This is a genomic window from Kribbella sp. NBC_00662 (assembly GCF_041430295.1).
Classification (GTDB): domain Bacteria; phylum Actinomycetota; class Actinomycetes; order Propionibacteriales; family Kribbellaceae; genus Kribbella.
The window spans coordinates 3,284,510-3,297,506 of record NZ_CP109029.1 but is presented as its reverse complement, the minus strand read 5'-3'; the positions used below and the strand labels follow the sequence as shown (position 1 = coordinate 3,297,506).

Here is a 12,997-nt window from a genome sequence, read left to right as displayed (position 1 = left end):
CCCGGATGGGCGACTGCCTATTCCTGCAAATCCGCTGTGGGCGTTCGGTCGGAAACCCTGCGTTTCTGCATTGGTAATCGAGAGCGAGAAGGCAAGGAGACGATCATGTCCAATCAGAATTTCGTCGCGGTTTCCCATGAGGTCGTCCGATGGTCGATCGACACGGGAACGACGTTCGAGGATTTCCGGGCCCGGTACGAGGCTGCCGTGCCGGTGCTCGATCTTGTGCGGATGGAGCGGCTGCGCGCCGGGCGGGCAAGTTGGGACGCGGTGCTCGCCGCCGCCGAGGAGAACGCGCCGCATGGTTTCATGCGGTTCTGGAGCACCGATGTCGGGGCGACCATGCGGCTGGCCGGCGACCCGGGATCCTGCGCTACCTATTTGATGGGAAATCACACCATCGCCGAGCGCATGTATCGGCACGACCCGGCGGTCATGCTCTACGCACCGCTGCGTACAGCGATCCACCAGGACCGGCAGGGTGCGACGCTGTTCTCCATCGACCAGCCCAGCACCCGTTTCTACAGCTTCGACGTTCCCGACATCGCCGCCGTCGGCCAGGAGCTGGACCGCAAGGTCGCCAACCTGCTGAAGGTTCTGGACGTGACCGTCCCGCCCGCTCTCTCCGCAGCCGCTGCGAGCGACCGGTAAATGGGGCGATCCCCGGACGGCACACTCCAGCCCGGAAATCGAAATGACTGACAAATTGTCAGACGGGGCGGGCTGTCGATTCTGTACATTACGGATGTCCCGTCGGGGGCGTTCCCTAAAGTGATCGAAGTGCAAATGTGAGTGTTGGCTGGCTTCCGGAGACATAACGTTGGTCGCTTGCCGACAGTTGTTCTGAATTTACAGGAGATATCGTGCAGGATAATGCCACTACCGTTGGTGCAGCATCGCGTGATGACGAACTGATTGAGCTCGGCGTAGCGGCGGCCGCTGCCGCGATCCGCGACGGCGACATCACCTCCGAGGCGTACGCTTCCGCACTCTTGCGGCGCGCGGGCAAGCAGGCCGACCTGAACTCCTTCATCACCATCGACGAGTCCGCAGTGCTGACCGCAGCACGGGAGGCGGACAAGGCCCGCGCCGCGGGCTCAACAGCTCCTCTCCTCGGCGTCCCGATCGGGATCAAGGACAGCTACGCCACCTCTGGTCTGCGCACCACGCTCGGTGTGAGCAACCTGAAGGACTTCGTCCCGCAGCAGGATGCCGACGTCGTCGTGGCGCTCCGGAACGCCGGGGGCATCGTCTTCGGCAAGAACAATCTCGTGGAGATGTCCTTCGGGCTGACCGGACACAACAGCCCGTACGGCCAGGTGAAGAACCCCTACGGTCACGACCACGTCCCCGGCGGATCCTCCAGCGGCTCCGGCGCGGCGGTCGCCGCCCGCATCGTCCCCGCATCGACCGGAGGCGACACGGTGGGCTCCATCAGAGTCCCCGCGTCCCTGTGCGGCGTAGTCGGCTACAAACCCACCAACGGCCGCTGGCCCGGCGGCGGCGTCGCTCCGATCTCCCACACCCTCGACACCACCGGCATCCTCGCCCGCAGCGTCGAGGACTGCGCGCTGCTCGACCAGATCGTCACCCGGGACACCGCCACCCGAACCCCGCAACGCTCCGACCTGCGCAGGGTACGGTTCGCCCACGCCCCCCGGCAGTACATGAACGTGATCGACCCCGAGACCGCAGCCCATTTCACCGCCGCGCTCGAAAGCCTTCGCTACGCCGGCGCCGACATCGTCGAGATCGACCTCGGTGACGGCTTCATGGACACGACGAACCAGATGACGTGGAACTTCTTCTTCCGTGAGATGCGGGAAGCGGTGACTCAATTCGTCGCCCGCAACAACTTCCCCGTCACGTTCGATGAGATCTACAACGACGTCAAGCCCCAGCTGAAGGAGATCTGGAGCCACGTGGTCGTCCCGACCGGGTCGGGCTACCTGTCCGAGGAAGGCTACGAGGCGGCCCTGTCCGTCGGACGCCCGAAACTCCGGCGCCACCTCGGCCAGGCATTCACCCACAACGCGGCCGATGCACTGCTGTTCCCAACCACACCCTGCCCAGCACCCCGGATCGACCACGGATCGAACATCACCATTGCAGGCCACCAGGTCGACGAACGGTTCCTCGCCTACAACACCATCCCCACCAGCGGAGCCGGCCTGCCCGGCATCAGCATCCCCATCGGCCTCAGCACCAATGGCCTGCCCATCGGACTGGAAATCGACGCCGCGCACGGCAATGACAGGAACCTCTTGGACCTGGCACGCCGGGTGGAAGCCCTCTTCGGCACCCTGCCCACGCCGGCCTGAACACCGCACCGCCCCCACAGAGCCAATCGGTCACACCGCTGGCTCAAGCGGCCGCCCGCCGGTCAACGTGCGACGGTCCTGCGCGTGGCGGTTGTCCCGCCTTCCGGGTTATGTTCCCAGGTCAGAGAGCCGGTGAGGGGACTCGAACCCCTAACCCCCGCTTTACAAGTGCGAGGGTTGTCCTACACCAGCCTGCCTCGGGGTGGAAATCCTGCCCTTTCGGCTGTCTCTGCTGTCAGATCCGGCCAGCGGTGATTGGGGTTCATTGACAGAACCATTGACAGGCTTGTGCCCCGACGGTGACGAGATAACGCCGGGCGGCCACGACCCGAACTTCGTTGTGCCGGACAGCTTGGGGCCAGATGGCCGCCGGGTCGCGCTTGGCACTTCGAGAGCGCCGCGGTTCCCAATCCTCGCGTGACCTGCGTCCCGGTCGATACGGTGGCTTGCGTGGCTGAGCGGACCGTAAACGCACGTCAACTCGAGGTCTTGAAGTGGATCGTGGCCGGATGTCCCGAGGGAGGGACGAAGGACACGACGTACAAGACGACTGCGATCGCGCTCCAGAACCGTCGCCTCGCGACGGTGACCAAGAGGCGCAGCGTGTGGAAGGCGGAGGCAACCCAGGCTGGTCGGCATTTCGCCCACCACGGTTGCTACCCAGTCGGACACTGGACGAACACCTCGGACACGACACGCGCAAAGAGCGCGACGATAGCGTCGGCGGCGAGACCGATCGTCCCGGCACGCGCAGAGCGGAAAGTCACCGCCTTGCGCCCGGCTGACCAGATGATCGCCGACATCGTGGCCGCGGGCGGGCGCCTCGAAGTCGAGGATCTCCACAACTATTACGACAACCTCGTGTCATCAGCCATACGGTACGGAAAGGTCCCCGAGGGCAAGCTGCTGGAGATAGAGCGCCGGAGCTGGCCCCAGAGGTGCTGCAGCTCGTAGACAAGCCAGCCTGGATGAATGCCGTCTTGGAGCCGATCGAGGTAGCCGAGCGGCTCATCAACCCCCACGCTGCGATCGTCGCGCTCCGCGCCGACAAGGAGCATCGACTGCGCTTCAAGGGCAATGTACGGCAACGAGCACTACGTCTGCTCGACGCGATAGCCAAGAGCGCCTCAGCACGGGGGTGGGACGTCACCTGCCCGGCCTGGAACCGCGACGATCACCATCCCGCACACCTCGCTGTCTCCATCATTGGACACACGTACGGCCTACAGGTCTCCGAGAACGACGACAAAGTCCCGCACCAACCAACCGCGAAGGAACTCCGCGACTTCGGGAGGTGGGGCTACCCACGGATTCCGACGTACGACAAGGTTCCTTCAGGGCGGCTAACCATCGCGGTCGCCGGCGGCGTCCCTGTTCGCCAGTCCGCCTTCAGCGACACGAAAACGATCAACCTCGCCGGCCGCCTACCAGTCCTCGTCCAGGAACTGGAACTCCGTGGGGCCGCCGATGAGCAACGCCGCCTAGAACGTGAAGACCAAGAAGCCGAACGCCGCCGGCGTTGGAAACAGGTCCGAGACGAGGCCGTCATCGCCCTGCGCGAGCACAACCGCGCCGCGATCTTGGCCGAGCATGCCGCCCGATGGCGCCGGAACCAACTGCTTGGTGACTACATCGCCGCTATGCAGCAGAGGGTTGCCTCGCTGGACGGCGCCGAGCAGGCCGCAGCACGTGAGTGGGTGCAGTGGGCAAGGGATCACCATCAGCGGTCGAACCCACTCAACCAGCGTCTGGCCTTCCCAGCCGACCCTGATCCGAGCCCAGAGGCGATTAAGCCATACATGCGTGGCCTGTCGCCTTACGGGCCGGACAACGGCCTAGGCTTGCACTGACAAACCAGAGTCCTACGACATGGTCAGCGACCCCTGCACCCCAACAGCAGCGGCCCAGGAAGCTTGGGCGGGGGTCAGGTGTCGGAATCGAACCGACGACCTTCTCATTGCGAGGAGGAACGACACCCTTGCCCCCGCCCTCTAGAGGCTCATCTGGCAACGCGGTATACCGCATCGGGCACGAGATTCCTCATAACCATCCGCAGTTTCGTGCCACGGATGATGCCACGCCCAGCGGATAGGCCGGATCGCAAGCCCGGATCACAGCGCCGGGGTCGCTACCGGGTCTGTTCTGGGTCGGGACGGGATTTCGATGATCGGCTCCGGGGTTCCGCTTATCGTCTGCAAGGCCACCCTGCCCGTCGTTGGAGGCGCAGTTACATCCTCCACGAGCCGCCGGTCGGCTTCTCGGGCATGTTCGACGGGTAGTACAACTGGCGTTCCACCGCCTGGGCAAACCAATCGATCCACCGATCTACAAACTCCACTGGGTCGGCGCGGTCGAGCTCCTCGAAGGGCCAGGCCACCTGCCTCGTGTTCATGACGCGCCGGATCGCGTCCGCAGCCTCATTTGGAAAAAGTGAGTACGGCAGAACCGCGTCAGAAGCCTGTGACATGACTGTCATGAAGGCGGTCTCGTACCACGCGAAACGACCGGCTTCTTGAGCGTCGCAGTACCACAAGGAGTGGGCCCGTCCCTCGTAGCCGTTGCGCGCGGGGCTCATATTGACCGAGACCACAGCTGACGCGATGACGGTGAAAGGTCCGTCGTGGTACGAGCGTCGGGCTTTGCTTACGCCGATTTTGGCGCCCCGCAGCGTGGCGAGGAAGTACATCACATTTTGGTAGCCCATCTGCATGGTTGCGATCGGAGCATCTGTCCGAATTGCATCCATAAGTGGATCCACAATCGCGGGGAGCGCCTGCTCCGCGGCTTCGAAGAGTCTCTCCGCGGCCTCCGCGCGCTCCTCCGCTGCAACTGCTGATGCATGGTCGGTCGCGAGGCGTGCCGCCTCTGCCTGATTTGCCTTCGCGAGTCGACTGGCTCCTGGCCTGCTGGGCTCGGCGGCCGCAGTCGCCAGACGCGCGAGCAGGTTCGAGGGACTTGGCCTGGCTGGCGCGGGCTTCCATAGACACTCCTCGATGATGGAACGCAGGCGTGCAGTGCCGGCGACCAGAGCGGCAGGGTTCTGCCCTAGATGCTGTTCTCTGAAGTCCGGTCCCGGGAACGGAAGTCTGCCAGCAAGAAGCTGATAGCCAACGGCTCCCAGAGCGTAGACGTCAGTGGCGGCAGTCGCCCGCTCCATCCGCCACTGCTCGGGAGCTGCGTACGGCAATGTCCACTTGAATTTCTGGGTGTCGGCCGCAGTGGTGGCCTCGGCGTATCGTGCAATACCGAAATCGCAGAGCTGCCAGGTGTTGTCGAGAAGGAGGATGTTCTGCGGCTTGATGTCGCGATGAATTATGGCTGGCTCTAGAGCCGCCAAGTCTGAGAGGGCGGTAGCGACATCTGTCAGGACCTTGACTACTTCTGCCGGATCGAGAGGCTTGTTGTCCTGTTGCTTCAGATGTTGAGCGAGTGACTTCTCTGCGCGAGGCATGATGATTACCCACTCGCCATCGTGCTCTCCATGATCCAAGACCGCGATCACATTGCGTGCCGAGGACGCTCGCAGGCTGTCACCCATCAGCAGCTCGCGTTCTGCTCCAGGGTCCTGCGGTACGAGCTTCGCAACGGCCGGTGCTCCCTGCTCGTCTTGAGCATGGAACACCCGGCCCATGCCGCTCTTGTCCGCGTCTAGAGGCTCGCCAAGAATCCACGTGCCCTTGCTCAGGGTCATCTTCACGCGGAGAAACTAACGCAGAGTGCCGCTGCTGGATAGGCCAGGTGGTCACATCGCTGCGTTGGGTATCGGCGCAAGGTGTGCGGTACCGCGGTCTGGCTGTCAGTACGTCCGGGCATTCGGGCGGAGGGCGTGAGGTGTTCCAGACTCACGTTCTCCGCAGAACTGACGGTTGCTCAGCGTCGCACGGGGTCGGATCGTATCTCCCCACGATCCATCCTGGGCTGATCCAGTCGGAGAAGTGGGTGGCACCGGCGGGTTGCTTTTGAGACGCGCACGCGGCGCAGGAGACTCGGATGACCCTCTCTTTACGAGGAGCAACGTCACCGTCACATCTGCGGCGAGACGCCGAGCACCGCGGCCGCCTGTCCAGCCGTCAACAACGGATCCGACACCATGCCCCGGTTGACGGATCTCCGTACGCTCGATCTGATGACCTCGCTGCCGCCAAACGCGGCGGCGATCTGGTCAAGCGTCTCAATGAGTGGCCGCCCCTCAAGACGACTCCCATAACGTTGTCCAGGTCGCGACTGCGCCCCTCCCCCGCGCTTGTTCTCTGGCAACGGCGCCCATACCCACAGGTTCGTCTGCCGATCGCCCTCCACATCGATGCGCGTCGAGATCAGGTCAAGCCAGCGATGCGCTGATGCGCGACGTTCCTCGCGTGTTGGAGAGCCTCGACAACACCCCCTAGCGTCTTCGCCCAAAAGCAGGTGTCTACGGCGTCGCCACGGTGTCCTTCGTACCGGCTCGGCGCTCGTCTTAATGGGCGACACAACCTCAGCGGAATACCTACAAGCCCTAACTGCTCACATCGAGTCGTCCCGAACCTAGCAACTTACGGGACGAGCTGAACGCAGATCTCAGGGGCCGCCCAACCCGCCTTGACGTGCCTGCGCTGCGACGTAGCTCACGCTGACTAGTGCCGCCGCATTCGCCATCACTGGTCGCCGGCCCAGACCTAGCGAAGGGTGCTGGCCGCGTTCGGTGGCACCAGAGCGAATAGGAGGGACCGGCCCGCGAGCGCGCACCGGTCCTTCTCCCTCATCAAACCGCAACAATCTGAGCGGAAACCTGACAGGCCACATGATCGCCTGCCCACACGTTCATCCGAATCACTGCCCACGTGCGTCTAAGTTACGCCACAGCGAAGAACGTCAGCCCAGTAGGATCACCTTATTGACCTGGGTTTTACCGTCACCCATGTCTTCAATAACTGCGATTTCACTTCCACGCTCGACCTGATCATCGAAATATTTAAGAACCGCAATAGCCCGACGAATTGTCTCACTCACCGTCGAGCCTCGGCGATCCGCTAGTTCCTTAAGCGCCGCCATCGTGTCTCCCGTCAAGTTCACCGACAGCCGCGACATTTCCGCGGTCGCGCGCTGATCAATGGAAGTCACACGCCCCATAATGTTCCCTCAGCTTCCGAATTGGGGTTCGATCCTCCAACCAGGTCGATCGCCGACTCGCCCCATAGAGGCCGAGCTTCGTCCGGGGGATGGCCCCACCTGCATCCCTACGAACGACGGTCTCTATAAGCGAGGCAGCTCACGACCCAGGGCAATCGTTTGCTCACACGAAGCGATGTTGGGAGCATCGCTTCACAGCTGATGTACTCAACTATGTAGACATCATAGGGTCGACGTCAACAAAAAAGGCCCAAAAAGTGTGGTTTACGTCTCATCGGGCAGACTCCTTCGCTGTGGGATTGCAGCCCAGACCAGTACTCCAGTCCGCGCCCGGGTACTATTTTCAGTATATTTTACACCGGAAACCGCGTTCCTGAGGCGCATCTTGCGTGTCGATGACGCACAGGAGTTGTGCACGAGCGGCCTGACACGGCATGCTGTTCACTGCAGTACCAGCTGATCATTGGTCTGGTGACCCTTCTTCAGACGGCTTCACGGGCGGGTGGAGCAGAAGGTGAGGCGTGCCGAATGGCGCAGGAACAAGCAACGCAAGATCCAGCTGAGAGTGCACATCCGCGAGCCGACGAGAGCGGCTCCGTTCCACTGGTGGCGCAGTACGTCGTCGAGCTCCCTTCGGAAGACCTCAAGGAAAGAATCGCGAGCGCCGCGGCATCCGCGGGGCGGACAATCTACGTCGGGGCCATCGTCGTGACCGTGCTGGTCGCTGCGCTCATCACGAGCGCGGCCTGAGCGCACGTATGCTCTTGAGCTTGACGGGCGCAGGCAGGACTAGGCACACGCCCCTGAAGCCAGCGACGGCTGGACACGCCACGCATACGGGACGCGCTCACCGCGCGGCCAGGAGTCGGCCGCGTCATAGATGTCGCGAGAGGACGCGGCCGATCTACCGTTCGCGTTGATGCGGCTGACGACAGTGAGGCCAACCAGCCGGCAATTGCGCCGTTTCGGAGCCCGCGTCCAGCAGGTAACAACGATTCGGACTCCGCGAATGAGCATGACAGACGGCCGATCCCCACAGAGTTCCTGAGGGGATCGGCCGTCCTATAACCGTGGACTAGGTCTTCTAGGCGCCACCGATTCGGTGCGCTGGCCGGCCAAGGAAGGACGAGTACCCACTTGTGCCAGCCACGCAACGGAAGGCACCTCAAGACCCTTCAAGCTCTGAAGGCGAGTGCCGCGAGCGATCGAGATTAGTCAGCCGAGCAAGACGACTCGATTGACTTGAGTCTTCCCACCCCCGAGGTCTTCGATCGTCGCGATCTCATGTCCGCGCTCAGTCTGGCAATCGAAGTATTTCAGGACGGCGATGGCCCGGCGGACGGTGTCACTGAGGGTCGACCCCTTGCGCTCCGCCAGCTCCTTAAGAGCCGCCATGGTATCGCCGGCCAAGTTGACGGACAGACGCGATCCATCGGTCCCATTTGCGTGCGGTGGCGTTTGAACTGAACTCAAGCGAGGCATGCTTTCCCTCTTCCCAGTGGGTGATGGTGTTGACAGCCATCGGTCGATGTCGGCTCAGAGCCCATGCCGGTGATGTCCTCCCAATCCCCATGCCAGGCGCCCGGGCTAGGTCTACCGAACCTTCGACGACCAAGGGCAATCAGTTGGTAGCCAGGAGCGATGTTCCAGCATCCCTCCGTAGCGTCATCCCACTATGGGGGAATCATGTGCCGATAGTCAACACAATCTGATCAACACCGTGCATCACGGCATGTACTTGATCCAGGAGGGCTCGTCCAGGCTTCAGCACCCCTCTATGCCTGCCGCGTCCGGGCGCCGTCGGGCAGCTGCTTCTCCAGACTCAATGCTGGACCAGCTGCACCTCGAGTCTGCAAATCCGGTCTTCGGCGTCGTCGGCCAATGCAGAACCGTCCTAATCTAAGGCCCACCGGCTTGCCGGCGAACCCGGATCCTTTCGGCCGGCACAACCGACAGAATCTCACTACTAGTCATCGACAGCAGGGATAAATTTACCGGCCTAGTCCCCTATTTGCGCCCCTCGATCCTCCCTGTGGTCACGAATGAACTCGATTCGATTACTTAAAGTAAGATTCTCATCTTTTTCTGAGCCTCTGGTGTGCGAAAGTTGTACATCCTGCCTGCACCCGGCATGCTGTCCTCACAGCGGACCCGTGCCAGCCCCACCGGCAGAGCGGTCCGACCTTCCAACAGCCCCCTGGTGGGACAGACGGGCAGAAGGTGAGGCATGCAAATGCCCGAAGAAGTACGCACAACCGCCGGGAACGCCCCGGAGGGCACGAGCGACATCACCGAGTCGCTCGAGCAGGGCAAGAGCGAGACCAAGAATGACTCGCTCGTGAAGCAGTACGTGGCTCAGGTCCCTTCGGACGACCTGAAGTTGAAGCTCATGCGCGCTGCCGCCGAGACCCGGCGGACCGTGTACATCGGGGTCACCATCCTGACCATGGGCTTCGCCGGCATCATCGCGAAGGTTGCCTGGGCGCTGCCGCCCGAGGTGGCCATGCAGTACCTGATGCCGCCATTCAACACTTTGCTGACACTCGTGGGTGTCGGCGTGGCGTTCTCCTTCGGCCGGCACACCGGCAAGTGACACTTCGGCCGGCAGGGTGCTGAACCACCCCCCCAGCGCCCCGTCGGCCGAAACGCCTAAGTCGCCCCGACCTGTCACCATCAGGTTGGGGCGATCGCGTTTTCACGGCCTCCTAACTACCTCTGGACTGCTGCCGCGCTGAGGTGTCCTGCTGCCGACTACCGTCGGACGTCGACTTGGACCCCGCGCAGCTCGCCGCGACCGCGACGCCGACCGACAATTGTGCAACTAGGGTCCTCCGCGGAGTATGGCGCGCCGGCTGAGCAGCACCCGATCGATGAAAGCACTGCAGAGCGGCCGACTAGTCCATACGGCTACTCGAAGCTGGCTGCCACGCAGATCGCTTTGCATGCGCGATCCCAGGGTCTGGCGGTCACGGTACTTCGGATCTTCAATGTCAGCGGACCTCTCTCGCCGACGAGCACGATGCTGGGCGGAGCGGTGGCGAGGCTACGAAGCGGCGAGCCGCTCATCGTGGACTCGCTCGACGGATGGCGCGACTACGTCGATGTGCGCGATGTGGCGGCAGCGGCCGTCGCAACCATCCAGATAGCCGAGGCTCCTCCACTCTTGAATATTGGCTCAGGTCGCGCGGTCCGTACCGGCGACTGGCTCAAGCAACTGATTGAGATCAGTGGGACCAGGGCCGAGCCAGTCGTTGGCGCCGATCCGCAGAGGACGCACAAGTCCGCGGCGTCCGAGGTCTCATGGCAATGCGCTGATATCTCACTCGTGCAACGCGCCCTGGACTGGTCCCCACAGATCACTCTTGACCAGTCCCTGCGAGATACATGGCTCGCTGCGGATGGCGGGTGAGTTCGCGCTAGCCTCGGATCGAGTTCGTCCGGGGCCGGTGTTCAGAGTCAAGGTCCTGAGCTTGACCCGACGGTGTTGGGTCAATCGCCTCCTCGTGCTCGTCGCCTCCCGGATCGGAGAGCCGGTCGCTGGACGTTAGCCGCCGGCGAACATGCCTGATCTGCGTTCTGTGATCCGCCAACAGGCGGCCCAAGGAGACGTATCCCGTGGCATGTCGCGGGAAGCGAGAGACCGTGTCCTCGACTGCCCGCCCTGGGATCGGAGAACCCAGACAATATGAAGCGGCTAGAGCCGCATGGGCATGTGACCGCTGGCTAGCCCGTCCCGCCGGCCGCTCGTTTGTCCGGCCCACCGCGTATGTCAACAGCGCTTTCTGCACCTATGGGATCGAGCAAGCTCGACCTTGACGCGACCATCGCGCTGATCTGGGTTTGCAACTATAAGGGAACGGCCGGTACCTGGCGACAGAGTGCTGAAACCCGCCTGCTCGCGCGGGCCTATTAGCCGACGAGGTAGTCGAATCTCTCGCGGAGTAGATCGAACGCCTGACGTGCCTTCTGGTCCTCTTGATGCGCTGCAGAAAATTCCGCCAGTTCGTTCAGATCACTATCGTCAAGCGGAATGATGAATCCGCGTCCATCTTTCGCCGTATCCCTACAACGCTGCAGAAAAAGATTCTTGTTTACAAACGACCGCACAGCGAGAATCCCCACATTCCCTCGCTGCATCGAGAATCTGCCACTCAACTGATCCAACTCAGGATTACCTGGATCACCTGTATAGTTCTTGCATTCGACTGGGATTAGCGCGGCCGGATTGTGCAGCCCGATCCAATGGAAGAATCCTCGTTCAGCGACGTTGTCGTACGTGATGTCGATTCGTTTCCTGCCTTCATGGATCTCTCGCTCTACTTTCGGATTTACCAACGACGGATACAGTAGAGCGGTCAGCAAGGCCTCGACGGAGTCGTGGTAGGCCTTTGCGCCGTGTTTACCAGGCGAAACCGCCCCGATTGCCCCCATCAACTCCTCATAGTCCGGGGGCGGCAGATCAAATCTTCTCGACAGGTCCTCGTGATCAAGCACTGGGCGCGTCACCGAACTGTTGGCCTCGCGGTACCGAGCCAAGGCTTCAGGATTATCGATGGTGTAGCGGACAATTGCAAGCTTTCCGGTCGGATACTTTTCTCGCAGATCATCGCGGTTTACTCTAGGCGTCCCATCCCTCAGTCGTCGCACTAGGTCGCTATTCGAATCGATCTCTTTGCGAATCAGAAGCGGGGCAAGATAGCCGTTGAAGTACTGGTCTTTGTCGAATGTCATCTTCACGCGGACTATGCTCCGGGGGACGAGCAAGAGCCGACCGGCCGGCGTCCGAGGCAATTCCACATCGCCGGTCTGCCATTCAAGCTCATCTGGGTGCCAAACAGGCCCACTCCATTGCCGTTCCGTCGGGATCCCGAAGTATTCACACCAAGTCTGCGTATAGCCGATCAGTGCACCGCGGATCACATGCGTCGTAATGTCTGAAACAAGGTCGCTGCTAATGCCGGGGACCATGAGAAGCGTGTCCTCGATATTCTGGAGTAGGCCGGCTCGCGCGGCGTCACTTCCGGATAGCATGTTGGCGACATCCTCGCTGCCCTCGCTTCCCAGCCCGCGGCCCCGAGATCTATCGCCGGTGGAAAGCCCAAAATGGGTTTCGTTAGGCTCACCCAGCTCGTTCAGTAGATCCCGCACCCGGTGCCTATCTCCGAGCTGGATGGCATCCAGCACTTCCGCAAAGAAGGATGTCATCAGAGCGACGCAGTCACGCGCCCAGTCGCTATGAAGCGCCTTGATTGCTCGTGGGTCAATGAAGACCGGAACGTCAGCCGTGGTGTCTACATCGACGAAGTCGAGCGACCCCTGCGTGCGATCCAAACCAAAATACTCAGAGATCCGCATGCGGCGATCATCACCACCCTGACTCGTCGTAAACACACCCGAAGTTTCATAGCCACGGCGGAGGTACATAGGGCTGCATGGCCATCGCCGCTTCAGGCTCGGTCCGATCGGTGTGCCGCGCCTCGCCGAGTGCTACTCATCGCTTCAACAGGTGTCCACGCCCACGAGAGTTGCAAAAAGTCGAGCTAACAAGGGGGTGGATCGACGTGGAC

10 protein-coding genes and 1 tRNA gene are annotated in these 12,997 nt (G+C 62.2%); 7 read left to right on the top strand and 4 right to left on the bottom strand.

Annotated elements, in window-relative coordinates; genetic code table 11:
* The first annotated feature begins 36 nt into the window (after positions 1–36).
* Positions 37–651 (top strand): DUF302 domain-containing protein, encoded by a 615-nt coding sequence (locus OHA10_RS16680; protein ID WP_371407118.1) that lies wholly within the window; start codon positions 37–39, stop codon positions 649–651.
* A 212-nt stretch (positions 652–863) separates the two neighbouring features.
* Positions 864–2,321, top strand: a complete 1,458-nt coding sequence (locus OHA10_RS16675) for an amidase family protein (RefSeq protein ID WP_371407117.1) — start codon at positions 864–866, stop codon at positions 2,319–2,321.
* A 127-nt stretch (positions 2,322–2,448) separates the two neighbouring features.
* Here OHA10_RS16675 and OHA10_RS16670 read toward each other — a convergent pair.
* Positions 2,449–2,513, bottom strand: a tRNA-OTHER gene (locus tag OHA10_RS16670).
* A 258-nt stretch (positions 2,514–2,771) separates the two neighbouring features.
* Between OHA10_RS16670 and OHA10_RS16665 the strand changes: the two genes are divergently transcribed.
* A complete protein-coding gene (locus OHA10_RS16665; protein WP_371407116.1) occupies positions 2,772–3,275 on the top strand; it encodes a hypothetical protein in 504 nt (167 codons plus the stop codon).
* Positions 3,260–4,171 carry a hypothetical protein gene (locus OHA10_RS16660; protein ID WP_371407115.1) on the top strand — a complete coding sequence of 304 codons (912 nt, stop codon included), beginning with the start codon at positions 3,260–3,262 and terminating at the stop codon, positions 4,169–4,171. Before OHA10_RS16665 ends, OHA10_RS16660 begins: the two co-directional genes overlap by 16 nt.
* 377 nt (positions 4,172–4,548) lie before the next feature.
* Here OHA10_RS16660 and OHA10_RS16655 read toward each other — a convergent pair whose 3' ends face one another.
* Together OHA10_RS16655 and OHA10_RS16650 are read right to left on the bottom strand one after the other, a co-directional pair.
* Entirely contained in the window at positions 4,549–6,012 is a 1,464-nt protein-coding gene (locus OHA10_RS16655) for a serine/threonine-protein kinase (protein ID WP_371407955.1), read from the bottom strand.
* Between the two features lie 1,160 nt (positions 6,013–7,172).
* On the bottom strand, positions 7,173–7,421 hold the full coding sequence (locus OHA10_RS16650; protein WP_371407114.1) for a ribbon-helix-helix protein, CopG family: 249 nt from the start codon (positions 7,419–7,421) through the stop codon (positions 7,173–7,175).
* Positions 7,422–8,036: 615 nt separating this feature from the next.
* Here OHA10_RS16650 and OHA10_RS16645 point away from each other — a divergent pair.
* From OHA10_RS16645 to OHA10_RS16635, 3 genes are all read left to right on the top strand, one after another.
* Entirely contained in the window at positions 8,037–8,180 is a 144-nt protein-coding gene (locus tag OHA10_RS16645; RefSeq protein ID WP_371407113.1) for a hypothetical protein, read from the top strand.
* Positions 8,181–9,657: 1,477 nt separating this feature from the next.
* Positions 9,658–10,023: a hypothetical protein gene (locus OHA10_RS16640; RefSeq protein WP_371407112.1), complete on the top strand. Its 366-nt coding sequence runs from the start codon at positions 9,658–9,660 to the stop codon at positions 10,021–10,023.
* A 222-nt stretch (positions 10,024–10,245) separates the two neighbouring features.
* On the top strand, positions 10,246–10,839 hold the full coding sequence (locus OHA10_RS16635; RefSeq protein WP_371407111.1) for an NAD-dependent epimerase/dehydratase family protein: 594 nt from the start codon (positions 10,246–10,248) through the stop codon (positions 10,837–10,839).
* 500 nt (positions 10,840–11,339) lie between these two features.
* On the opposite strand, the gene OHA10_RS16630 is transcribed toward OHA10_RS16635, so the two are convergent.
* On the bottom strand, positions 11,340–12,785 hold the full coding sequence (locus tag OHA10_RS16630; RefSeq protein WP_371407110.1) for a hypothetical protein: 1,446 nt from the start codon (positions 12,783–12,785) through the stop codon (positions 11,340–11,342).
* Positions 12,786–12,997 lie beyond the last annotated feature (212 nt).

What these genes read in the sequence shown, in the direction of transcription:
- OHA10_RS16630 (WP_371407110.1), bottom strand. Translation starts at nt 12,785, where the DNA reads ATGCGGATCTCTGAGTATTTTGGTTTGGATCGCACGCAGGGGTCGCTC.
- OHA10_RS16640 (WP_371407112.1), top strand. Translation starts at nt 9,658, where the DNA reads ATGCAAATGCCCGAAGAAGTACGCACAACCGCCGGGAACGCCCCGGAG.
- OHA10_RS16655 (WP_371407955.1), bottom strand. Translation starts at nt 6,012, where the DNA reads ATGACCCTGAGCAAGGGCACGTGGATTCTTGGCGAGCCTCTAGACGCG.